At 65.8% G+C, this 24,880-nt stretch carries 14 protein-coding genes; 4 read left to right on the top strand and 10 right to left on the bottom strand.

The window, feature by feature from the left end:
- Position 1 precedes the first annotated feature (1 nt).
- Together CVS48_RS17760 and araD are read right to left on the bottom strand one after the other, a co-directional pair.
- Positions 2–712, bottom strand: a complete 711-nt coding sequence (locus tag CVS48_RS17760) for a ribonuclease activity regulator RraA (protein WP_100855579.1) — start codon at positions 710–712, stop codon at positions 2–4.
- A 55-nt stretch (positions 713–767) separates the two neighbouring features.
- Positions 768–2,498, bottom strand: coding sequence for an L-arabinonate dehydratase (araD, locus tag CVS48_RS17755; protein WP_100855578.1), 1,731 nt, complete (start codon positions 2,496–2,498; stop codon positions 768–770).
- Between the two features lie 133 nt (positions 2,499–2,631).
- On the opposite strand from araD, the gene CVS48_RS17750 reads away from it, so the two are divergent.
- Positions 2,632–3,321: a GntR family transcriptional regulator gene (locus CVS48_RS17750; protein WP_100855577.1), complete on the top strand. Its 690-nt coding sequence runs from the start codon at positions 2,632–2,634 to the stop codon at positions 3,319–3,321.
- 44 nt (positions 3,322–3,365) lie between these two features.
- On the opposite strand, the gene nhaR is transcribed toward CVS48_RS17750, so the two are convergent.
- Positions 3,366–4,286, bottom strand: coding sequence for a transcriptional activator NhaR (gene nhaR, locus CVS48_RS17745; protein WP_100857718.1), 921 nt, complete (start codon positions 4,284–4,286; stop codon positions 3,366–3,368).
- A 99-nt stretch (positions 4,287–4,385) separates the two neighbouring features.
- On the opposite strand from nhaR, the gene CVS48_RS17740 reads away from it, so the two are divergent.
- Together CVS48_RS17740 and CVS48_RS17735 are read left to right on the top strand one after the other, a co-directional pair.
- Complete coding sequence (locus tag CVS48_RS17740) at positions 4,386–5,393, top strand: TerC family protein (protein ID WP_100855576.1); 1,008 nt, start codon at positions 4,386–4,388, stop codon at positions 5,391–5,393.
- Positions 5,390–5,809: a universal stress protein gene (locus tag CVS48_RS17735; RefSeq protein WP_100855575.1), complete on the top strand. Its 420-nt coding sequence runs from the start codon at positions 5,390–5,392 to the stop codon at positions 5,807–5,809. The genes CVS48_RS17740 and CVS48_RS17735 overlap by 4 nt, the downstream gene beginning before the upstream one ends.
- A gap of 97 nt (positions 5,810–5,906) precedes the next feature.
- On the opposite strand, the gene CVS48_RS17730 is transcribed toward CVS48_RS17735, so the two are convergent.
- Positions 5,907–7,229 carry a beta propeller repeat protein gene (locus tag CVS48_RS17730; protein ID WP_100855574.1) on the bottom strand — a complete coding sequence of 441 codons (1,323 nt, stop codon included), beginning with the start codon at positions 7,227–7,229 and terminating at the stop codon, positions 5,907–5,909.
- 146 nt (positions 7,230–7,375) lie between these two features.
- Between CVS48_RS17730 and CVS48_RS17725 the strand changes: the two genes are divergently transcribed.
- Positions 7,376–7,834 carry a surface-adhesin E family protein gene (locus tag CVS48_RS17725; protein WP_100855573.1) on the top strand — a complete coding sequence of 153 codons (459 nt, stop codon included), beginning with the start codon at positions 7,376–7,378 and terminating at the stop codon, positions 7,832–7,834.
- Between the two features lie 6 nt (positions 7,835–7,840).
- Here the strand turns inward: CVS48_RS17725 and CVS48_RS17720 are convergent, their stop codons facing one another.
- The 6 genes from CVS48_RS17720 to CVS48_RS17695 all read right to left on the bottom strand — a co-directional run bounded on the left by CVS48_RS17720 (position 7,841) and on the right by CVS48_RS17695 (position 24,551).
- On the bottom strand, positions 7,841–9,136 hold the full coding sequence (locus tag CVS48_RS17720) for an O-acetylhomoserine aminocarboxypropyltransferase/cysteine synthase family protein (protein ID WP_100855572.1): 1,296 nt from the start codon (positions 9,134–9,136) through the stop codon (positions 7,841–7,843).
- 75 nt (positions 9,137–9,211) lie between these two features.
- Positions 9,212–10,183, bottom strand: coding sequence for a LysR family transcriptional regulator (locus tag CVS48_RS17715; RefSeq protein WP_100855571.1), 972 nt, complete (start codon positions 10,181–10,183; stop codon positions 9,212–9,214).
- A 68-nt stretch (positions 10,184–10,251) separates the two neighbouring features.
- Positions 10,252–11,271, bottom strand: a complete 1,020-nt coding sequence (locus CVS48_RS17710) for a histone deacetylase family protein (RefSeq protein ID WP_100855570.1) — start codon at positions 11,269–11,271, stop codon at positions 10,252–10,254.
- On the bottom strand, positions 11,268–12,593 hold the full coding sequence (locus CVS48_RS17705; RefSeq protein WP_100855569.1) for an MFS transporter: 1,326 nt from the start codon (positions 12,591–12,593) through the stop codon (positions 11,268–11,270). Before CVS48_RS17705 ends, CVS48_RS17710 begins: the two co-directional genes overlap by 4 nt.
- Before the next feature lie 129 nt (positions 12,594–12,722).
- Positions 12,723–13,184 (bottom strand): DUF4019 domain-containing protein, encoded by a 462-nt coding sequence (locus CVS48_RS17700; RefSeq protein WP_100855568.1) that lies wholly within the window; start codon positions 13,182–13,184, stop codon positions 12,723–12,725.
- Positions 13,185–13,328: 144 nt separating this feature from the next.
- A complete protein-coding gene (locus CVS48_RS17695; protein ID WP_167401015.1) occupies positions 13,329–24,551 on the bottom strand; it encodes an ESPR-type extended signal peptide-containing protein in 11,223 nt (3,740 codons plus the stop codon).
- Positions 24,552–24,880 lie beyond the last annotated feature (329 nt).

Genomic DNA, 24,880 nt, shown 5'->3' with positions numbered 1-24,880 from the left:
CTCAACGGCCTTGTTCTTTGCGCCAGGCGGCGAATTTGTCTTTGGTGCCCGGGTCGGTGGGCGGGTACAGGCCCAGGATGGACGCGCCCTGCTGCACCTGGCTGGTCACGAAGTCTTCGAAGGCGGTCATCTCCACCGCTTCGATCGAGATCTCGTCGGCCAGATGCGCCGGAATCACCACCACGCCTTCACGGTCGCCCACGACGATGTCGCCGGGCCACACCGCCACGTCGCCGCAGCCAATGGGTTCGTTGATGTCCAGCGCCTGATGCAAGGTCAGGTTGGTGGGGGCCGACGGGCGCTGGTGATAGGCAGCGAAGCCGAGTTCGGCGATCTCCGGGGAATCGCGAAAGCCGCCGTCAGTGACCACGCCCGCCACGCCGCGCTTCATCAGGCGCGTGATCAGGATGGAACCGGCGGACGCGGCGCGCGCGTCCTTGCGGCTGTCCATGACCAGCACCGCGCCTTCCGGGCAGGTTTCGACGGCCACGCGCTGCGGATGCGAGCGGTCTTCAAACACCTTGATGGTGTTCAGGTCTTCGCGGGCCGGGATGTAGCGCAGGGTGAACGCCGGGCCGACCATATTGGGCAGATTGGCGTTCAGCGGACGCACGTCCTGGATGAACTGGTTGCGCAGGCCGCGCTTGAACAAGGCGGTGCACAGGGTGGCCGTGCTGATGCCTGACAGGCGGGCACGGGTTTCGGGATTCATTTGGGACACGATGGCTCCGGGCAATAGGCAAGGAACAAGGAATAAGAAACCAGGCTTAGAAAATCTCGGGCTCGGGCACGGGTGCGCCAAACTCGGTTTCCAGAAAATCGAAATCGCAGCCGTCGTTGGCTTGCAGGATGTGCTTGGAATACATCCAGCCGTAGCCGCGCTCGTAGCGCTTGGGCGGCGGCGTCCAGGCGGCGCGGCGAGCGGCGAGTTCTTCGTCGCTGATGTTCAGGTGGATGCTGCGGGCCGGCACATCGACCGTGATCAGGTCACCCGTCTTGACGAACGCCAGCGGTCCGCCCACATACGATTCGGGCGCGGCATGCAGAATGCAGGCGCCGTAGCTGGTGCCGCTCATGCGGGCGTCGGACAGGCGCAGCATGTCGCGCACGCCCTGCTTCACCAGCTTGGTGGGAATCGGCAGCATGCCCCACTCCGGCATGCCGGGGCCGCCTTGCGGCCCGGCGTTGCGCAGGATCATGATGTGTTCCGGCGTGACGTCCAGGTTTTCGTCGTCCACCGCGGCCTTCATGCTGGGGTAGTCGTCGAACACCAGCGCCGGGCCGGTGTGCTGCAAGAACTGCGGCGCGCAGGCGCTGGGCTTGATGACGCAGCCGTCCGGCGCGATATTGCCGCGCAGCACGGCCAGCGCGCCTTCGTCGTAGATGGCGGTGTCCAGCTTGCGGATCACGTCGTCGTTATAGACCTCGGCGCCGGCGATGTTCTCGCCCAGCGTCTTGCCGGTCACGGTCATGGCCGACAGGTCCAGGTGGCCTTCCAGGCGCGTCATCAACGCCGGCAAGCCGCCCGCGTAATAGAAGTCTTCCATCAGATAGGTGTCACCGCTGGGCCGGATGTTCGCAATGACCGGCACCTTGCGGCTGGCGGCATCGAAATCTTCCAGGCCCACGGCATGGCCGGCGCGGCGCGACATGGCCACCAGGTGAATGATGGCGTTGGTGGAACAGCCCATGGCCATGGCCACGTTGATGGCGTTCTTGAACGAAGCCATGCTCAGGATGCGCTGGGGGGTCAGGTCGTCCCAGACCATTTCCACCACGCGGCGGCCGCATTCGGCGGACATGCGCATGTGGCCGACGTCGGCAGCCGGTATCGAGGAGGCGCCCGGCAGCGTCATGCCGATGGATTCGGCGATGGCGGTCATGGTGCTGGCCGTGCCCATCGTCATGCAGGTGCCGTAGCTGCGGGCAATGCCCCCTTCCACTTCGGTCCATTGTTCCTGGGTGATCTTGCCGGCGCGGCGCTCGTCCCAAAGCTTCCAGGCATCAGAGCCCGAGCCGAGGATCTTGCCCTTCCAGTTGCCGCGCAGCATGGGGCCGGCGGGCACGTACACGCACGGCAGCCCGGCGCTGATGGCGCCCATGAGCAGGCCCGGCGTGGTCTTGTCGCAACCGCCCATCAGCACCGCGCCATCCACCGGATGGCTGCGCAGCAGCTCTTCGGTTTCCATGGCCAGGAAGTTGCGATAAAGCATGGTGGTGGGTTTCACGAACGATTCCGACACCGAAATCGCCGGCAGCTCCACCGGAAACCCGCCCGCCTGGAACACGCCGCGCTTCACGTCTTCCACGCGCTGCTTGAAGTGGCTGTGACAGGGGTTCAGGTCGGACCAGGTGTTGATGATGGCGATGATAGGCCGGCCGACCCAATCGTCCGGGGCATAGCCCATTTGCATCATGCGGGACCGATGGCCGAACGAACGCAGGTCGTCCTTGGCCATCCAGGCGGCGCTGCGCAGACTTTCGTAGGTACGTTTCATAGGGGGTATGGGGGAATTGGGAGCAATGACAGGGTGGAATGGAGCCATTTAAACACTAATACATTAGTGCGTCAGCTAGGTGAAAACCCGCTACACTGCGGGCTTTCCTACCGTACTCCCGTCAGGCCCCCTGATGCAAAGCCCCAAGCTCAGACTGGACCGCTCGCGCCACGCCGCGCCCCAGGTCTTCGAACATCTACGCGAACAGATCGTATCGCTGGAACTCGCGCCCGGCGCCCCGCTGTCGCGCGTGACGCTGGCTGAAAGCTATGGCCTGAGCCAAACCCCCATCCGCGACGCGCTGATGCGGCTGGCCGAAGAGGCGCTGGTCGAGATCTACCCGCAGCACACCACGGTGGTCAGCCGCATCGACATTCCCGCCGCGCGCCAGGCGCACTTTCTGCGGCAATCGCTGGAGCTGGAAATCGTGCACTTGCTGGCGCAGCAGTCCGACGCGGCCTTGCACAAGCGCCTGCAAACCAGCATCGACCTGCAACGCATCAGCCACGCCAATGGCGAATACCAGCAGTTCATCGACGCCGACCAGGCCTTTCACCGCGACATGCACATTGCCGCGGGTGTGACGAGCCTATGGGAGCTTGAGCAGCGCTACAGTGGCCATCTGGACCGCCTGCGCCGGCTGCATCTGCCCGAAGCCGGCAAGGCCGAACGCATCATGGACGACCATCAACGCTTGCTGGATGCGATCCGGGCGCAAGAGCCCGCGCGGGCGCAGCAGGTGCTGCGCGAACATCTGTCCGGCACCTTGAGCCAGGTGGCCGAGATCTGCAAACGCTACCCCGACTACGTGTTGGCTGCCTGACCCGCCGGCGCCCACGCGCTGACGTTTTGCCTACGTGCTTGCGTTTACCCACGCCCCGGCGTTGACGCGCCGAAGATGTCCTCCTGCGCCGCCTTGCGCAGCGCAATGATGGCCGGGTGCTGCAACTGCCGTTCGGTGGTCAGCGCGTAAAGCTGTTCCTTGACGGCGCGGGCGCTGCCGATGGAGCGCACCCGGTACTGCTTGACCAGAAAGGCGGCCGTGGCGGTCGGCGCGGCGAACAGGCCCACCCCGGTTTGGCCGAAGGCATTCAGCAAGGCGCTGTCATCAAATTCGCCCACGATGCGCGGGCGGATATTGTGTTCGTCAAACCATTGCAGCAGCCGCAGGCGAATCGCCGCGTCTTCGCCCGGCAACAGGAAAGGCGCCTGGTCCAGCATCTTCGGAAAGCGGCCCGGCAACTGTTCCAGCAAGGCGGGCGCGCCAAAGAACGTCAGGCTGCTTTCGCCCAGCAAGTGGCTAAAACCGCGCACGTTCAGATGACTCGGCATCGGGCGGTCGGCAATCACCATGTCGTAACGGTGTACCGCCAGGTCCGCCAGCAAAAAGGCCAGCCGCCCTTCACGGCAGATCAGCCGCACGTTCTCTTCCAACTGCAACACCGGCTCGATCATCCGGTACACCAGCGATTTGGGTACGCCTTCGGCAATGCCCAGCCTGAAATCCAGGGTTTGCCGCGCGGGGCGGTTACGCAGATCGTCCAGCAATTCGTCGCCCAGGGTGAAGATGCGATCCGCGTATTGCAGTGTGCGGCGGCCGATGTCCGTGAGTTCAAGCCCCCGCCCCACCCGTCGGAACAGCGCGGACCCCAGCGCGTCTTCCAAATCTTGCAATTGGCCGCTGATCGATTGAGGCGTGCGCTGCAATTGCTGTGCCGCGCGGGCAATGCTGCCAGCCTTGGCGACTACCCAGAAATAGCGCAGATGTTTGTAGTTGAGAGTGACCATGGCGATCATTCCAAAAAATCTGACTATGGGTTCATGTTATGCGAATTGTCCGAAGAATAGAGCCGCTCTAGACTGGCCTCGTATTTGTGGAGGCGACGTATGAGCCAGGTAGAAACGTTTGCCACCCTGCCGATGTGGGTGGGGTTCATCGTTTTCGTGGTGGCCGTGCTGGCGCTTGATCTGTATGCGCTGGGCGGCCGCCAGGCGCACCGCGTGTCGTCTCGGGAAGCGCTGTGCTGGGTGCTGGCCTGGTCGTCGTTGGCGACGCTGTTCGGCCTGCTGATGTGGTGGTTTCTGGACGCCAGCATGAGCCGCGCGGTGGCCAATCAAAAAACGCTGGAATTCTTCACCGGCTATCTCATCGAACTGTCCCTGTCCGCGGACAACATGTTCGTGTTTTCCCTGATCTTCACCTACTTCGCCGTGCCCGCCGAATTACAGCGGCGGGTGTTGCTGTACGGCGTGCTGGGCGCCATCTTCATGCGCATCGGGATGATACTTGCGGGTGTGTGGCTGCTGACCCAGTTCGTGTGGATGTTCTATGTGCTGGGCGCCTTCCTGGTGCTGAGCGGCGCCAGGATGCTGGCCGTGGCCGGCCGTCAGCCCGACATCGCCCAGAACCCCTTGGTGCGGTTCATGCGGGCCACCATGCGGATCACCAAGGACTATCACGGCCAGGCCTTCTTCGTGCGAATCGACGGGCTGCGCTACGCGACCCCAATGTTCGTGGTGCTGCTGATGATCGAAGCGACGGACGTGGTCTTCGCGGTGGACAGCATTCCCGCCATCTTCGCGATCACCACCGACCCCTACATCGTTTTCACGTCCAATATCTTCGCCATCATGGGCTTGCGGGCGCTCTACTTCCTGCTGGCCGACATGGTGGACCGCTTTCATTACCTGAAGTACGGCTTGGCTGTGGTACTGATGATTATCGGCGCCAAGATGCTGGCGGCACAGTGGATGCACGTGCCGGTGCATTGGTCGCTAGGCATTATCGGGCTGGTTCTGGCGGCCTCGATTGGCGCCAGCCTGGCCCGGCCAAAGCGGAAAGGCACTGCCAACCGCAACGAAGTGAAGAAGCCCCAAACCGGAGAGCAGCCATGAACACGATCATTCTTGCCACCGACGGATCGACGTATAGCGATGAGGCGGCCCGCTACCTGGTCGCCACCCCATTGCTGAACCGCGATTTCATCGTGCATGTGGTGCATTGCGAGCCCGAGGTTCGGGGGGATGTCGTGTCATTCATCGGCAAGGACGAAGTCGATGCCTGGCACCACGAAGAAAGCGACAAGGCGATGCGCTCGGTGGCGGACATCCTGCGCCACGGCAACGTGAACTTCGAATGCCACGAGATGACCGGCTTCACGCCCGGAAAAATCGTCGACTACGCGACTCGGGTCAAGGCCACCGCCATCGTGCTGGGTTCCCATCACCGCAGCCCGCTGATGAATGCGTTGATGGGGTCCGTCAGCAGCCGGATCATCGCGCACGCGCCCTGCCCGGTGCTGGTGGTCTGACGCGGGCAACACGGCGGCATCCGCTGGCGCTACCCGTATGGCGCTTCCCGTTGGCGCTTTCTGTTGGCGCCACCTGTCGGCGCTTCCTGGTCGCGCTTCAATCCAGCGGGTACCGCCGAATCACCGTCTTGCCGTCGCGCTCGGCCAGCGACAGCAGCGCGTCGCCCGTGGCGTCCAGGCCCAGCAGGCCGATCTCCACGTCCTGCGGTATCTGGAACGGGCGCCACGTCTTGCCCTGGTCGCGCGTGTAGAAATAGGTCTTGGTGTATTCGTTGAACGAAAACAGATGGTCGGCGTAGGTCTTGATGACCCACGCATTCGGCCCGAACCAGGCATCGTCGATCCAGCTAGGCTTGCCCTGCACCGTCGGCGAGGCCGCGCGCCGCTGCCAGGTTTGCTCGGCCTTGTCCAGTTCGTAGATGGCATCGCCCCAGATCTCGAACACCGCCTGGTCGCGCGTGACGCTGGCCTCGGCCGCCTGCGCCGGCACCGCTGGCACGTCTTGCGTGATGCGGAACGCGGGCGATGCCCCACTTTGCAGCTCGACTTCAAAGCGCCGCGTTTCCAGAACCTGGTTCCCGGCCGAGGCATCCAGGCTGATCCGCGTGCGCCAGCTCCACCCCACGGCGCGGTGCTCGTCCAGCGGATACAGCGACCAGTCATAGGCCAGCTGGTCTTCCGCGCCCGCGCCGCCGGCCTTGGCCAGGCGTTCGCGAAACCCGCGTTCAAACGCCGCCGCGTCCGGCCAGACCTGCTCATCCAGCAAAGTGGCTGACCAATGGCGCGCGCCGTCCTGGCTGATCATCAGGCGTTGGCGCCCGTCATGCCGTTCCAGGGCAATGACGCGGTCCGACGTCAGAAACACCGTATGCCGCAGCGGCGGGCCCAGCACCACGTCCGGCGCCAGCGTCCAGGTCTTGCCCAGGTCGTTGGACTGCAAAATTTCCCAGGTGGCGGGCACCTCGTCCGGGTCGGCGCGGCGTTCAGCGGCGGTCACCAGGTACAGCTCTCGCCCTTGCGGCGACCCGATCAGGCTGACGCCCGCATCCCCGCTGATCGAACCCAGCAAGGTAAACGCGCCCGTGCCGTGGCCGCCGTAAATCAGGTTGCGCGTGTCGGCCACCAGCCAGGGGTTGGGCTGGCGCGTGCTCAAGGCTGGCACCAGCGCGTCCAGCACGGGCGCCGTGTCCAGCGCCGCCATGTCCTGGGCGGACACCAGGCGCTGCCCAATCAGCAACTGCCGTTCGCCGTAGCGTTGCAGCACCACCCGGGACGACGAGGCCAGCGCCGGGCCATTGAGTTCGCCGATGATTTCGCTGCGCGCCAGCGGCTGGCCCAGCGGAACCAGTTGGTAGATGCCATACCCGATCACCCCCGCGACGGCAATCGCAACACCGCTGGCCAGCAGTCTAAGGTTCATGGAGGAAGGGCTTTTGATGCACGCGCACCCGCCGTTTGGCGGGTATCTTTTAAAGGGAATGGGCGAAACTATAGCGTGTTGGCCGACGTTCTCTATACTGGCGTGACATACTCTTACGCTGCACCGGCCACCCACGGAACCCCGACATGATCGCAAGGCACGCACTGCTTACCATCGCCCTGGCTCTGCTGGGTGCCGCCGCCTGCGTACCGTCGGTGCAGGCGGCTCCGCCCGATGTCTTGTGGACACCGCTAGACCCCCAATCCATGCCCGGCGTGTTCTATGACAGCGCGTCAATTGCGCGCGTGTCCGAAAAGCCCATGGTCATGACCGTGACGGTCGCATGGTTTTATGCGCAGCACCGGGTGTCTGAAACCACGGGCCAAAGCTATGGATCGGTCGCGCAACCCATCACCTTGAACTGCAGCGCCGACACCTATACGGTCACCGAAACCCGGCACTACGCCGGCAACGACGCCACCGGCGCCTTGGTGGAATCCATTCCGGTGGCGGGCATCCACAATGCCCCCGTCGCGCGGGACCCCGTTCAGCGCAAGCTGCGCGCCGTGGTCTGCCCCACGCCGGGTAAGAACGCCAGAAAATAAGCCCGATCAGACTTGCGCCAGCGCCTGCTCCAGGTCGGCGATCAGGTCATCAATGTGCTCAATGCCGATCGACAAGCGCACGGTCTCTTCGCGCACGCCGGCCTTTTGCAGCTCTTCCGGGTTCAGTTGGCGGTGCGTGGTGGACGCCGGATGCGTGGCCAGCGACTTCGAATCCCCAATGTTGACCAGGCGCGTGAACAGTTGCAGCGCATCCTGGAAGCGCGCGCCGGCATCGCGGCCGCCCTTCACGCCAAACGTGAACAAGCCCGGCACCTTGCCGCCCAGGTACTTCTGCGCCAGGGCGTGGTCGGGGTGGTCCGGCAGGCCGGCGTAGTTGACCCATTCCACCTTCGGGTGTTCCCGCAGGAAGTTCGCGACCTTCACGGCGTTTTCAACGATACGGTCCACGCGCAGCGCCAGCGTTTCGATGCCTTGCAGAATCTGGAACGAGTTGAACGGTGAAATCGCAGCACCCGTGTTGCGCAGCGGCACGACGCGCGCGCGGCCAATGTAGGCGGCCGCGCCGAAGGCCTCGGTGTAGACCACGCCGTGGTAGCTGATGTCCGGTTCGTTCAGGCGCTTGAAGCGGGCCTTGTGCTCGGCCCACGGGAACTTGCCCGAATCAATGATGGCGCCGCCCAGGCTGGTGCCGTGGCCACCCAGGTACTTGGTCAGCGACTGCACCACGATGTCCGCGCCATGTTCGATGGGGCGCAGCAGGTACGGCGACGGCACGGTGTTGTCCACGATCAGCGGCAGGCCGTGGCGGTGCGCCAGTTCAGCCAGCGCGGCGATGTCGGTGATGTTGCCCAGCGGGTTGCCGACCGATTCCGCGAAGATGGCCTTGGTGCGCTCATCGATCTGCGCTTCAAAGGCGGCCAGGTCGCTGGGGTTGGCAAAGCGCGTGGTGATGCCGTATTGCGGCAGCGTGTGCGCAAACAGGTTGTAGGTGCCGCCGTACAGCGTGCTGGACGACACGATGTTGTCGCCCGCTTCGGCGATGGTCATGATGGCGTAGGTGACGGCCGACTGGCCCGAGGCCAGCGCCAGCGCCGCGATGCCGCCTTCCAGGGCCGCCACGCGCTGCTCCAGCACGTCGGTCGTGGGGTTCATGATGCGGGTATAGATGTTGCCCGGCACCTTCAGGTCAAACAGATCAGCGCCATGCTGCGTGTCGTCGAAAGCGTAGGCCACGGTCTGGTAGATGGGCACGGCCACGGCGCGCGTCGTCGGATCCGGGCGGTAGCCGCCATGCACGGCCACGGTTTCCAAACGCCAATTGGGCTTCTTCGGTTCAGTCATTTGTCTCTCCAGAAAGTGTCGTGATGGCGGGGTTGGTGTGGATCACCTGCCCCGCCTGTTTTTGAATTCAAGGCTTCAACCCGCGCGCGAATCCAGCGGCGTGCGGTTCAGGAAACGATCAAACGCGCTTAGATAGGCCACTTCCACCGCCGTCAGCTTGCGCTGTTTGTGCCAGGTCAGGAACACATCGATCTCGGCCACCGACTCGGCGGGCGGCAGCCGGCGCAGGTCGCCGCCCATCACGTCCTGGCGGATCAGGTGCTCCGGCAGAAAGCTCAGGCCGATGCCCGCCACCACCATGCGGCGTATCTCTTCGATGTTCGGCGACGTGCCCACGATGCGTCCCGTAAACCCCTGCTGATCGCGAAAGATCGTCAAGGGCGACAGCGTATCGCCAATCTGGTCGCTGGCGAAGCATACAAAGTTCTGGTCCATCAGGTCTTCAAGGCTGACGCGCGGCTTTGAAAACAGCGGGTGATGGCGGCCGCAGACCACGGCGTAGTGGTGCCGCAGGAACAGCCGGCGCTCCAGCGCGTCGACCGGCTTGCGGCACAGGCAGATGCCCAAGGCGGGCACGCGCTTGGCCAGCGCGTCCAGAATGGCGGCGCTGGGCAGCACGTCAACGTGGAATTCAATCTTGGGATAGCGCCGATGAAATTGCGCCAGAAAGTCGTCGTAGGCCGGGCTTTGCACCTTGCTCATCACCAGCAGCCGCAAGGTGCCGGCAATTTCGGCCCGGTCCTGGGTGGCGGCGTTTTCAATGCGCGCCATCGTGCCGTACATGTCGCGGGCGATGGCGTAGATTTCGTCGCCCAGGCCCGTCAGGCGGAATTCGCCGTTGCGCCGGTGCAGCAGCAGGCCGCCCACTGCGTCTTCAAGACGTTTCAGCGCCTGGCTGACCGCCGGCTGGCTCAGGTGCAGCGCCTGCGCCGCGCGGCCCACGCCGCGCTCTTGCACGACGAACATGAACGTGCGCAGCAGGTTCCAGTCCATGCGTTCGGGGGCAAGCGGCAGCGACGGCGGAGTGCGGACAGGCGTTTCGGGCATGGCGTGGCGGACGGGGTCGAAAAAAAGGCCGGGTGGAATCCACGCCGGCCCGGCCGATGCCCGACGCTTCAAACGCCGGTCAGCCCCGCGAAGAAGCGCGACGCATTGGATTCCAATCCGTCGATATAGTAGCCGCCTTCCTGAACGATCAGCGTCGGCAGGCGCAGGCCGCCCACCTCGCGGCCCAGCCGTTCGAAGCCGTCTTCGGTCACGCTGACCATGGCTTGCGGGTCCTTCTCGAAAATATCGAATCCCAAGGACAGCACCAGGGCATCGGGCTGGAACAGTTCAATGGCGCGGCGCGCTTGCGCCAAGCGGTCAAAGAACACGGATTCCGGCGAGCCGTGCGGCATCGGCAGGTTGATGTTGTAGCCGTAGCCCTCGCCCGCGCCGCGCTCGTCTTCGAACCCGGCAACCACCGGGTAGAAGTTTTCAGGGTCGCCGTGGATCGAGACGTACAGCACGTCGCTGCGTTCGTAGAAAATTTCCTGGATGCCCTGGCCATGATGCATGTCGGTGTCCAGGATGGCCACGCGCGGAAACTGGGACGTGAGCCGCTGCGCGGCGATAGCGGCGTTGTTCAGGTAACAGAACCCGCCGGCCGCGTCGCGCCGGGCGTGGTGGCCGGGCGGACGGCAAATGGCGTAGGCGTGTTGGTCGCCGGCCAGCAAGGCGTCGGCGCCCGACACCGCGCACTGCGCCGACCAATAGGCCGACTGCCAGGTTTGCGGCCCGACCGGGCAACTGCCATCGGCCAGATAACGCCCCGCCTTGGCCAGCACGCCGCGCAAGGCGTTGGGTTCACGCACGAAGACGTTCGACACCACTTCGCCGCCCCAATCGCCCGGCAGCTTCATCCAGTCTTCATGGGCGCTTTGCAGAAAGCGCAGGTAATCCAGGCTGTGCACGGCAGAAATAGCGCCCGCGCCCTGGTCTTCAGGCGCCTGCACGTCAAAGCCCAGCTTGCGGGCCGCCTGCACCAGCCCGTCCAGACGCGCCGGCACTTCCTGCGGGGTGCGCATCTTGCCGCGTGAAAAATAGGTCTGCGGATGATGCAGCTTCTGCTCGTCGTGAAAAAAAGCCTTCATGCTTGCTGATCCTTCAGGTGAAGTTGCTCGGTGCGCTGGCCGACATTGCCCAGCAGCAAAACAGAAACCAGGGAAAGCAACGAAATCGCCGAGAACAGCAGCGCCAACGGCCACCACTGCCCCTTGAAATTCTCGGCCAGCACCGTGCCCAGCAAGGGCGTCAGGCCGCCGAAGATGGCGCCTGACAACTGGTAGGCCATCGAGATGCCGGTGTAGCGGATGCCCGTCGGGAAGCTATCGCTGACATAGCCCGCGATGACCGCGTAGTAGGCGCCCATGAAGAGTACCGCCACGCCGACCCCCAGCGTAATACTGGTAAGCGAGCCCTGGTCGACCAGGTTGAACATGGCGTACGGCGTGAAGATCGACACGAAGGCCATGGCGCCCAGAAAGCGCAGGTTGCCCACGCGGCTGGCGATGTAGGCCGACAGCGGCGTAATCAGGAACTGCATGATGGACACCAGCAGCAGGCAGTCCAGGATCACCGCCCGGTTCAAGCCCACGTACTGCGTGGTGTAGGCAATCATGAAGGTATTGGTGAAATAGAAGCCGGCAATGCCCAGCACGTTGGCGCCGACCGCCAGCGCCAGCAAGCCCGGCGCGCCGCGCAGCACTTGGGCAAGCGGCGCCTGGGCGGGCTTGGCGCGCTGCAAACGGGCCGCTTTTTCAGCGATGAAATCGGGCGATTCGTTGACGCTCAGGCGGATCACGAAACCCACTACCAGCAACACGGCCGAAAACAGGAACGGCACGCGCCAGCCCCAGCTCAGAAAGGCCTCGTCGTCCAGACCGGTCACCAGCTTGAACATCAGCATCGACAGAATCAGGCCCGCCGGACTGCCCAGTTGCGCGAAGGACGCGAAGAACGTTCTCTTGCTTTTGTCCGGCGAGTGTTCGCCCGCCATCAGCACCGCGCCGCCCCATTCGCCACCCACCGCGATGCCTTGCACGATGCGCAGCAGGATCAGCAGCACGGGCGCCCACACGCCAATGGAAGCGTGGGTGGGCAACAGGCCGATCAGCACGGTTACCGTGCCCATCATCACCAAGGTGATCACCAGCGATTTCTTGCGGCCGATCTTGTCGCCGATGTGGCCGAAGATGGCGCCGCCCAAGGGCCGCGCGAAAAAGCCCACCGCGAACGTGCCGAAGGCGGCAAGCGTTCCGTAAAAACCCGTGGCCGACGGGAAGAACAACTTGCCGAACACCAGCGCGGCCGCGGTGGCGTAAATGTAGAAGTCGTACCACTCGATCATGGTGCCGACAAAGGCGGCGGTAGACGCGCGCACCGGCTGGTGCCCCGTCGCAGGTTTTCCCCTCATGCTTGTCTCTCTTAAGGTGGTTGAGGCTAATCAGCCAGTCGTTATAGCCCCGGCCCCACCATAAGAAAAATTCTTATTTCTTATCTTCCAGATTACCTGCCCTAATGAGGGGAAAACCCTTAGTCAGGCTTATTGCGTGATGGTCTGGCCGTCGGGCGCCACCTTGCGCACCACGTAGCCCATCGGCACCCAGCGGTTCTTGCTGGCCACCATCGATACCGTCTCGGTGGCCGGCATGTTGCGGAACTGGGTGCTGAAGATGACGTTCACATACTGCCCTTGCGGCAGGTCGGCAGGGTCCGACACGCGCACCACCTGCAACCATTCGCGCCCGGCGTTGCGGCCCACCTCGGCGCGCAACTGACTCAGGTAATCCGACCAGCCCTGCTTGTCGATGCGCTGTTTCATGATGTCGCTGCTAGCGCCCCACATCTTGTCCGTGGAGCCGGAGTCCGACATCGACGCCCATTGCTTGGCCGCCGTCACCGCGCTGTCCAGCGACGGGTCCGCCAGTGCTGGCGCGGCGAACAGGATGGCGCCGCACAAAAGGCCGGCGCGCGCGCCGCGGGAGATCAGAGTCGTGTGTTGCATAAGTCCTCGCTATATATAGGTAGCACTGCAAGTAGCACTTCAAGTCGCACTGCAAAAATCACTGAAAAAAAGCACTGCGGAAAAAATCACTGCATGGGCACAAGCGCCGGCCCGCAGACTCCAAGCCCGCGGGCCGGCGCGGCCTTACCACTGGTAGCCTGCCCCGATCACCGCGCCGACGGTGCCGCGCGTGTTGGTGGAACCCGACATCTTGTAGACCCACTTGCCATTGCCCGACACCGTCGACAAGCCCATCGCGAAGCCTTGCTGGCCGTCGTACGTGCTGCCCGCGATCGAGAACATGCCCCGGCCCGGCAGATACGCTTGCGCCAGGCCGGCCACTGCCAGCGCCGTGGCCGTGCCGCCCGCCGCGTCGCGCCGATAGCGATCCACGTCGTTGCGCAGGTTCCGGAACTTGCCGTCGGTGTAGGCGTTGGACTGCTGCACCGCGCCGCCCAGACCCTCGTTAAGCTGCCGCACGTTGACGGCGTCGGTGTTCTCGACCCCGGCCGCGACATTGCTCAGCGTGACCGGCGCGCCGCCGTTGCCCAGCGTGACCCGGCTGTAGTCCACCGTGTTGGTGCCGGGCTTGGTGGCGTACTGCACCGAGCCCTGTTTGGCGGCGTTCAACTGCTGCACGTTGACCGCATCCGTCTGCGCGGTGCCGGCCGCCACGTTCGTCACTTGGCGTTCCTTGCCGGCCGCGCCGACGGACACGACGTTCGAGCGCCCGCCATCCGAACTGCCCGCACCCAAGGCCACCGAGTTGTCGCCACGAGATTCCGCCGCGTTACCCAGCGCCGTACTGTTGTTGGCCGAGGCCACCGCGCCCGCGCCGCCCGCCGTGGCGTTCGCGCCGGTGGCCGTGGGCGCGGTCGTCGGGCTGGTCTGACTCACCTGGAACATTCCGCTGCCGCCCTGAGTCAGGCCGCTGTTGATCGCGGCGATCTGCTGGTCCGTATAGCGGTTGGCCTGCGTGACCGCGCCATCCAATTGCCGCAGGTTCACGGCGTCGGTGGCGTTCTTCGCATCCCCCACATTGCTGACGGTGCGCTCGGCGCCAGCCGTTCCCACTGACACCGTGCCGGCGACGCTGTTGGACGCCCCCGAGTACTTGCCGGTGTAGGCCGGCGCCGCGCCCATGTCGGCAATAGCCCCGGCGCCCAGCGCCACGTCGCCCGCTTGCAAGGCCTGCGCTCCCGAGCCCAGCGCCACGGAATTGGCCGCGGCGGCGCTGGCGCTTGCGCCCATCGCCACACTGCGATCACCCGCGGCGCTCGCCGAGGCCCCGAATGCCATCGATTGCGAGCCGGCGGCCAACGACGACGAGCCCAAGGCAATGGCCGAATCCAGCGCCGAGCGCGCGGATGATCCGATGGCGATGCCATTGATGGCGGTGCTGTCCACTTGCGCGGCCAGCCCCATGCCGATGCCCGCGTCGCCGTTCACCACGGTTTCAGCGCCGACCGCGATCGCATCCGAGCCCACTGCCAGTGAATCCACCCGGGCGCTGTTCGCGTGGAAGTACTGGGTGCCCGTCACCGCGACCGATGCGATGGCGCCTTGCAACTGGCGTACCGTCACCGCGTCCTGTGCCTGCGTGCCGTCGGCCACGTTGATGATCTGGCGTTCCATGCCTGGCGCGCCCACCGAGAACGCCCCCGGTGCCACGGCGCGCTTGCCGGTGCGAACCACGGTGGCGCGATCAGAGACCGAGCCCTGGCCAATGGCGACGCCGCCATCCACGGTGACTTGCGTGTCGGCGCCCAAGGCCAGGCTGCCCGCGCCGTCGGCCTGCGCGTTGTAGCCGATGGCGGTCGCGCCCTGCCCCCTGGCATGTGCATTGCCGGGCGTCATCCCAGTGTCGTTGGTCCGCTCATAGCGAGATCCCTGGCCATTGACAGCCGGATCCAACGTGCCGGTGTAGCCGTTCACCGTGCTGGCCAACTGCGCCATCGCTTCGTTGGTGGCGAACAATTGCGCGCCGTTCACGGCGTCCCAGCTTGTTGCACTGAGCACGCCCGGCGCAACGCTGGTGATGATGCTGGGTCCGCCGATGCTGCCGTGCGCGGCGGTATACGCACCGACACCGCCATTGGCCGTGGGGTCCCACATCAGCGCGTCGGTACCCACCTCGCCCAAGCGCGTGCTCACCTGCTGCAATTGGCGGACGTTGACGGCGTCCGTCATGTCGCTACCCGGCGCCAGGTTGGTCAGCTTGCGCAAGCCGCCGGCAGACCCCACGGACACTTCGCCGACAGAATCTGCCGTGCCCGCCAGGCCGAAGGCAACGTAAGCGGTTTGCGCGCCAACCGAGGCCACCGAACCCTGGCCCAAGGCCACGTTGGAGCCGGTCAGCCCCGCCGTGATCCTGGCGCCCTGGCCCAAGGCCGTGGAATTCGCCACGCCGTTATCGGTGGCTTGATTGCCCAGCACCACAGACGCCGCGCCGCTGGCCGACGCGCCGAAACCACCCGCCGCGCTATTCGCACCCGCCGCCAGGGGCTGCGCGGACGTCACCGTGGTGTCCGCCACGAAGGGGCCCGATTTGCCGCTGCTGATGTGGGATACCACCGTATCCAGCCCGACAATCGCCGTGCTCAGGCTGGTGTACGTATTGCCTTGCACGGTATAGCTGGGCCCGGACACCAGGCCCGTGGTCGGGTCGTACGCCGAGCCGCCGCCCAGGCCGGCAGCCACGCTGGCGCCCAGCAATGCCGCCGAACCCTGCAACTGCGCCACGTTCACGGCATCGGTCGCGACGCTGCCGGCCGCCAGGTTGGTGATCTTGCGCTCGGCCCCCGCCGCGCCCAGCGACACTTCACCCGCCGAGCTTTGCGTGGTGGACAGGCCGAAGGCGGCATAGTTGCTTTGCGCGCCCAGCGTCGCGGCGGAACCCTGGCCCAAGGCCACGTTGGAACCGGTCAGGCCCGCCGTGATCGTGGCGCCCTGGCCCAGCACCGTGGAGTTGGCGACGCTGTTATCCATGGCTTGATTGCCGACAACGGTCGACGCCACGCCCGTTGCTGACGCCCCGAAACCACCCGCCGCGCTGTCCGCCCCCGACGCCAGCGCCTGCGTAGTGGTGACGCTGTTGTCCGAGACGAACGGTCCACCCTTGCCGCTGGCGATCGTGCTGACCGCCGAGTCCAGGCCGCCGATCGCGCTGCCCAGGTTCGAGTAGGTGGCGCCTTGCACGCCGTAGGTCGGCGCGGAGACCGTGCCCGTCGCAGGGTCGAAGGCAGCGCCACCGCCAAGGTTCGACGCCACGCTGGAACCCAAGGTGCCGAGGCCCGTTGTTGCGGCATTGGCGACGCCGGTCAATTGGGCGACGTTGACGGCGTCGGTGGCTGCGCTGCCGGCGGCAAGATTCGTGATCTTGCGTTCGGCGCCTGCGGATCCCAGCGACACTTCACCGCTGGAATTTTGCGCCGCCGACAATCCGATAGCCGTGTAGCCGGTTTCGGAACCGACGGCTGCGACTGACCCTTGACCCAGCGCCACGTTCGAACCGGTCAGGCCCGCCGTGATCGTTGCGCCTTGGCCCAGCGCGGTGGAGTTGGCGACGCCGTTGTCAGTGGCCTGGTTGCCAATGACAGTCGACGCCGCACCCGTCGCCGACGCACCGAACCCGCCTGCCGATGCATCCGCGCCAGACGCAACGGCCTGCACCGTCGTCACGCTGTTGTCCGATACGGACGGGCCAGTCTTACCGGTGCTAAGGCCGGTCACCGCCGTATCGAGGCCGCCGATGGCGCTGCCCAGATTCGAATGGGTGGCGCCTTGCACGCCGTAAGTCGGGGCAGTAACCGTGCCAGTCGCCGGATCGAACGCCGATCCGCCGCCCAGATTGGACGCCACGCTGATACCCAACGTGCTCAGCCCGGTTGTTGCGGCATTGGCAACACCCGTCAGTTGCCCGACGTTGACCGCATCGGTTGCGGCGCTGCCGGCGGCAAGATTCGTGATCTTGCGTTCGGCGCCGGTTGATCCCAGCGACACTTCGCCGCTGGAATTTTGCGCCGCCGACAATCCGATAGCCGTGTAGCCGGTTTCAGAACCGACGGCTGCGACCGAGCCTTGACCCAACGCCACGTTAGAACCACTCAGGCCCGCCGTGATCATCGCGCCTTGGCCCAGTGCCGTGGAGTCGGCAACGCCGTTGTCGCTTGCCTGATTACCAATGACAGTCGACGCCGCACCTGTTGCCGACGCACCAAAGCCGCCCGCCGACGCATCCGCGCCAGAGGCAACGGCTTGCGCCGTCGATACGCTGTTATCCGATACGAATGGGCCGGACTTGCCGCTGCTGATGCTGGTGACCGCCGAGTCCAGGCCGCCGATCGCGCTGCCCAGGTTCGAGTAGGTGGCGCCTTGCACGCCGTAGGTCGGCGCGGAGACCGTGCCCGTCGCAGGGTCGAAGGCAGCTCCGCCGCCCAGATTGGTCGCCACGCTGGAACCCAAGGTGCTCAGGCCCGTCGTTGCCGTAGTAGCAACACCAGTCAGTTGACCCACGTTGACCGCGTCGGTGGCGGCGCTACCGGCGGCAAGATTCGTGATCTTGCGTTCGGCGCCCGCCGATCCCAGCGACACTTCACCGCTGGAATTTTGCGCCGCCGACAATCCGATAGCCGTGTAGCCGGTTTCAGCACCAACTGCCGCGACCGAGCCTTGACCCAACGCCACGTTAGAACCCGTCAGGCCCGCCGTGATCGTCGCACCCTGGCCGAGCACCGTCGCATCCGCAACGCCGTTATCCGTTGCCTGATTGCCGATCACCGTCGACGCCGCACCCGTTGCCGACGCACCGAAACCGCCCGCCGACGCATCCGCGCCAGAGGCAACGGCCTGCACCGTCGTCACGCTGTTGTCCGATACGAATGGGCCGGACTTGCCGCTGCTGATGCTCGTGACTGCCGTATCCAGGCCGCCGATCGCGCTGCCCAGGTTCGAGTGGGTGGTTCCCTGCACACCGTAAGTCGGCGCGGTAACCGTGCCCGTCGCCGGATCGAACGCCGATCCACCACCCAGATTGGTCGCCACGCTGGAACCCAAAGTGCTCAAGCCGGTTGTTGCTGCAGTGGCCACCCCCGCCAGTTGGCCCACGTTGACCGCATCGGTCGCCGCGCTGCCGGCGGCAAGATTCGTGATCTTGCGTTCTGCGGCCGCCGATCCCAACGACACTTCGCCGCTGGAATTTTGCGCCGCCGACAGGCCGATTGCGGTGTAACCGGTTTCAGCACCGACTGCCGCGACCGAGCCCTGACCCAACGCCACGTTGGAACCGGTCAGGCCCGCCGTGATCGTCGCTCCCTGGCCCAGCGCCGTGGAATTGGCAACGCCGTTGTCGCTTGCCTGATTACCAATGACAGTCGACCCCGCACCCGTCGCCGACGCGCCGAACCCGCCCGCCGACGCATCCGCGCCAGAGGCAACGGCCTGCACCGTCGTCACGCTGTTGTCCGATACGAATGGGCCGGACTTGCCGCTGCTGATGCTGGTGACCGCCGTGTCCAAACCGCCGATGGCGCTGCCCAGGTTGGAGTGGGTCGTTCCCTGCACACCGTACGTCGGCGCAGTGACCGTACCAGTCGCCGGATCGAACGCCGATCCACCACCCAGATTGGTCGCCACGCTGGAACCCAGCGTGCTCAGCCCGGTTGCTGCGGCATTGGCGACACCCGCCAGTTGCCCGACGTTGACTGCATCGGTCGCCGCGCTCCCGGCGGCAAGATTCGTGATCTTGCGTTCGGTGCCCGCCGATCCCAACGACACTTCGCCGCTGGAATTTTGCGCCGCCGCCAATCCGATTGCGGTATAGCCGCTTTCAGCACCGACTGCCGCCACCGAGCCTTGACCCAACGCCACGTTGGAACCGGTGAGGCCCGCCGTGATCGTCGCGCCCTGGCCCAGCACCGTCGAATCCGCAACGCCGTTATCCGTTGCCTGGTTGCCGACGACGGTCGACGCCGCACCCGTCGCCAACGCGCCGAAGCCACCTGCCGACGCATCAGCGCCAGACGCAACGGCTTGTGCCGCCGTCACGCTGTTGTCCGATACGAACGCGCCAGTCTTACCGGTGCTAAGGTCGGTCACCGCCGTATCCAGGCCACCGATAGCGCCGCCCAGGTTTGAATGGGTCGTGCCTTGCACACCGTAGCTTGGTGCCGTGACGGTGCCGGTTGCCGGATCAAACGCCGATCCGCCGCCCAGGTTGGACGCCACGCTGGAACCCAAAGTGCTCAAGCCGGTTGTTGCCGCATTGGCCACCCCCGTCAGTTGGCTCACGTTGACCGCATCGGTCGCCGCGCTGCCAGCAGCAAGATTCGTGATCTTGCGTTCTGCGGCCGCCGATCCCAACGACACTTCGCCGCTGGAATTCTGCGCCGCCGACAATCCGATAGCCGTGTAGCCGGTTTCAGCACCAACCGCCGCCACCGAGCCTTGACCCAGCGCCACGTTAGAACCGGTCAGGCCCGCCGTGATCGTTGCGCCTTGTCCAAGCACCGTCGAATCCGCAACGCCGTTGTCGCTTGCCTGGTTGCCAATGACAGTCGACGCCGCACCCGTCGCCGACGCACCGAAACCGCCCGCCGATGCATCCGCGCCAGAGGCAACGGCTTGCACCGTCGTCACGCTGTTGTCCGATACGGACGGGCCTGTCTTACCGGTGCTAAGGCCGGTCACTGCCGTATCCAGGCCGCCGATCGCGCTGCCCAGGTTCGAGTGGGTGGTTCCCTGCACACCGTAAGTCGGCGCACTAACCGTGCCCGTCGCCGGATCGAAGACCGATCCACCGCCGAGGTTGGACGCCACGCTGGAACCCAAGGTACCGAGGCCCGTTGTTGCGGCAGAGGACACACCCGTCAGTTGCGCCACGTTGACCGCATCGGTCGCCGCGCTGCCGGCCGCCACGTTGGTGATCTGGCGCCGGCCGGCGGCGGTGCCCACCGACACTTCGCCGATGGAGGTCTGCGCCCCCGACAAGCCGAAGGCGGTGTAGCCGCCTTGCGCGCCCACCACGGCCGACGAATCCTGGCCCAAGACCACGTTCGAACCCGTCACGCCAGCGTCGACGAACGCGCCCTGGCCCAATATCGACGAGCCGGCCACGCCGTTGTCATTGGCCTGATTGCCGTACACCGTGGAACCCGGGCCCGAGGCGATGGCGCCAAAACCGCCCGCGCTGGCGTTGGCGCCGGAGGCCACCGCTTGCGCCATGGTGACGCTGTGATCCGATACGAACGGGCCCGCCTCGCCCGCCAGCAAATTGGAGATTGCCGTGTCCGCGCCGCCAAATGCCGCGCCCACATCGGTGTACGCCGTGCCTTGAATGGTGTAGCTGGGCGCGCTGATCGTTCCTGCCGCGCCGTCGTAAATGGCCCCGCCTCCCAGGCGGGCCGCCATGGCGGTGCCCAGGTTGAACGCCGCCCCGCTCAACTGCCCCACGTTCACGGCGTCGGTCGGCGCAAGGCCGGCCGCCACGTTCGTGATCTTGCGGCGGACGGAGGCCGAGCCCACCGACACTTCGCCGCCCGAGTTCTGCGGCATGGTCAAGCCAAACGCCGTATAGCCCGTCTGCGACCTCGTGGCCGCCTCGGAGCCTTGACCCAGGGCAACGTTGGCTCCCGAGAGCCCCGTGGCGATGGACGCGCCCTGCCCCACGACAGTCGAGTTGGCGACCGCGTTGTCCCTGGCCTGGTTGCCCACGACGGTCGAGGCGGCGCCCGTGGCCGACGCGCCAAAGCCGCCCGCGCTGGCGTTTGCGCCCGACGCCACGGCCTGCGTGGCGGTGACGCTGTTGTCCGAAACGAACGGCCCCGACTCGCCCGCCACCAGATTGTTGATGGCCTCATCCGCGCTTTCCAGCGCCGCGCCGACATCGTCGTACGCCATGCCTTGCACGGTATATGACGGCGCGCTGATCGCACCTGAAGCAGCGTTGTAGGTCGCACCGCCTCCCAGGCCGGTGGCAATGCTTGCGCCCAGGTTGGACGCGGCGCCGCTCAGTTGCCCCACGTTGACGGCATCCGTCAGCGCGCTGCCCGCCGCCACGTTGGTGATCTGGCGGCGGATGGCCCCCGAACCCACCGAGACTTCACCGTTGGCGTTCTGCGGCGCAGACAGGCCGAATGCGGTATAGCCCGTCTGAGCGCCCAGCGACGCGCTCGAGCCCTGGCCCAGCACCACGTTGGACCCCGTAAGCCCCGCGACCACCGACGCGCCTTGTCCCAAGATGGTGGAGTTGGCGACGCCGTTGTCGGTGGACTGGTTGCCCAGGACCGTGGACGCCGCGCCCGTGGCCGACGATCCAAAGCCGCCCGCCGCCGCGCTCGCGCCCGACGACACCGCCTGCACCGTCGTCACGCTGTTGTCCGACACGAATGGACCGATCTTGCCGGTGACCAGGTCGGTCACCGCCGAATCCAAACCGCCTACCGCCGTGCCCACGTTGGTGAAGGACGTGCCCTGCACGCTGTAGGTGGGCGTGCCGATGGTGCCCGAGGCGGCGGTGTAGGTCGCGCCGCCGCCCAGGTTGGTGGCGACGCTGGTGCCCAGGTTGTTCATGCCCGAGTTCGCGGCGCTGGCCACGGCCGTCATCTGCCGCACTGTCACGGCGTCATTGGAATCCGAGCCGTCAGCCACGTTCTTGATCTGGCGCTTGGCGCTGGGCGTACCGACTGATATCGCGCCAGTCGCCATGTTGGCCGTGTTATTGAACGCAACTCCCGCGATGGGGCCCGCCGAGCTGGGTGACACCACGCCGCTGGTCACCACGTTGGCTGCACCTGCCGATCCCGCGCCCAGGGCCACCGCGCCAGGCACGCCGGAGGTTGCTCCAGTACCCAACGCAATGGCGTTGATCGCGGATGTCTGCGCCGCGTCGCCCAGGGCAATGGACCCCCCGCCCGACGCCGTTGCCGTCCTGCCGATTGCCGTGGCATTCAGGCCCGCCGCGGCGGCGCTGCCGCCAATGGCAATGGCGTCCGTGCCCGTTGCCCCCGAGTTGGCCCGCGTGTTGCTGCCTACCCCCGTTACGGTGGAGTTGGCGTTGAAGTAATTCGTCGGGGTAGGCGAAATGGACGCCACTTGCTGCGCCACCGCGAAAAGCTGCGAGCCGTTGACCGCGTCCGTGCTGTTCGAGCTGAGCAAGCCGGTGGCCACGCGCTGGATGCGGCGCGTCGATCCGGCGTCGCCCACGCTGACGACACCCGTGGGCGTGCCCTGGCCGCCTCCGAAGTTGTAGGTATTGCCGCTGATGGTCGCGCTGCCATAGGACGTCGTACCGGCCGTGCTGGTGGAAAGCGCCGCCGTGGTGGATGAGTTGCTACCCAGCGCCACCGAGTTCGCGATGTTGGTATTGGCCAGATAGCCCAAGGCCACGGTGCGGTCCACCGTGACGTTGCTGCCCGCCCCACGCCCTGCCGCCAGGTTGTCGTCACCCGACACGTTCTGGCCCGCGTCCTGGCCAATGGCGGTGGTGCCTTCGCCCGTGGCCAGCGTTCCGGCGTAGGCGCCGATTGCCGTGTTCTGGCCACGGCTTGCGAGGGTGCCCGTGCCGGCGCCGACCCCGATGAAGGTGTCTTCAAGCCCCTGGGCAATGGCCCCCCGGCCGATCGCGACCGACGACGTGCCCGAGGCAATGGCGTTGGCCCCCATCGCCACCGAGTTCGACCCGGCGGCCGCACTTTGATAGCCCACCGTGACGCTGTTGGTGCCACCGGTGACGCTTTGATAGCCGATGGCGACGGCCTGCCCCGCCGTGGCGGCGGCCTGATAGCCCAACGCGATGGTGCTGCCCGATGTCGCCAATGAGCCCGAGCCGATGGCGATGGACGCCAGCCCGGACGCCGTGTTCAGGTCACCGATGGCGACCGCGCCTTGCCCGGTTGCCGGGTTGGTGTTGCCGATGGAGACGGCGCCACGGCCGGCTGCATTCGACGAAAAGCCGGCCCCAAACGCCCCGTTGCCCCCGCTGGCCTGCGAGCCCGAGCCCAAGGCCACCGCCCCGGGCGTTACCGCCGAGTTGGTATTGCCGATAGCCACGGCGCCTGCTGCCGTCGCGGTGTTGTCGGCGCCCACGGCAACCGCGCCGGTGCCGGTGGCGACGTTAGGGTCGCCGATGGCCACCGCGCCATCGCCCGTGGCGGTCTGTTGCCGTCCAATGGCCACCGCGCCGCCCGTTGCCGTGGCCGCGTTGGCAGCGGTGCCCGACGAACCAATCGCCACGTTCTGGCCGGTGGCGTTGGACCTGGACCCATCGCCCACTGCGATGCCGAACGCGCCGATGGCGCGCGCATCGCGCCCGATGGCGATGCCCGATGTTGCCGCCGCCGTCACCGACGACTGCCCGCCTATCGCCACGGCGTTGATGGCCGCCGCCGACGCGCCGCTGGTGGAGTTACCGCCCAACCCGACGGCGCCCGCCGCGGTGGCACGCGCGCCATTGCCCGCCGCCAACGAACTGCCGCCGCTTGCCAGCGCGTTGTTGCCCAAGGCCGTGTCGTTGATGGGCGCCCCCACCAAGGCGCCCGCGACGGCGCTGGACCCGATGGCCAACGAGTTCTGGTTCAGGGCCTGCGCATTGATACCCCCGGCAAACGCCGAAATTCCACGTGCTTCGGCGGAAGAACCCACCGCCACCGCGCCCGTCGCCGTCGCGGTTGACGACACGCCGATAGACACCGCGTTACCGGCGGACGTGCTGGACAATTGGCCCAATGCAATAGAGCTGTTGCCGGCCGACGTTGAGTTCTGTCCCAGCGCCACGGAACTGGCCCCCAGTGCCGACGCGCCCGTGCCGAACGCCGACGAACTGTTGCCTGACGCGGAAGCGCCCTGGCCCACCGCCGTGGCGCTGGTGTTGGAAGCGGACGCCGATGCGCCCACCGCCACGGTGTTGTTGGCGCTTGCCGTGGCGTTGGAGCCAAAAGCGGTGGCGCCAATGCCGCTGGCCGTTGACGACGACCCCACGCCCGTGGCGTTGTTGCCGGTCACGATGGCCAGGCGGCCCACGGCGACCGAGTTGGTACCGGTGGCAACCGACGCGTCCCCAATCGCCACGCTGACGTTCGTTGCCGTAGCGCCGAATCCGCCGCCAATGGCAATGGAGTTTGCATCGACCGAGGCCGGCGTCAAACCGCCGGTGGTGATGGGGTTGACGATGATTCCCTGGATGGCGGTGCCCGCCCAGGCCGTGCCCCCCACCGCCGCGGCCAACATCAATGGCGCCGCGATTCCCCCGGCCCTGCGCAGCGCGGCTTGCCGTGCCCCTCGATTGGATTTTCCGCGGGTTTTCGTCAATTCGGACACAGCTACCCACGCACCGATGATCTGGTTCCACACGAGGTTATAGATTTTATTCACGGCCACTCTCCATTGACGAATTTTTGCAACCCGCAACCAGTAACGCGACGCTGATTCCATTTAGTAAGAATCAGAGGACTTTTTCCCATCGAATTCAGACATTTCTGTTAGGAATGCTAGTGAATGCGATTATTCCGAAATGTGTTTTGTCGCAATACCGTGAAAGCCAATATGAATACCATCTTATTAATCCGATAACTAAACTGAATTGCAGTGAAACCCCCTGCGCGCCCATGACAGAAAGAGCCCTTGCACGCAGATGTGAAAGGGCTTGGAGATAATCGGGAGAGTGTTGTGACACACCGCTGGAAGGCCGGAAAGCGAAGCGA

The sequence above is a fragment of the Achromobacter spanius genome (genome assembly GCF_002812705.1).
Lineage (GTDB): Bacteria > Pseudomonadota > Gammaproteobacteria > Burkholderiales > Burkholderiaceae_B > Achromobacter > Achromobacter spanius.
Note: the sequence above shows the minus strand (reverse complement) of the source record. Positions and strands in the feature narration are given on the sequence as shown.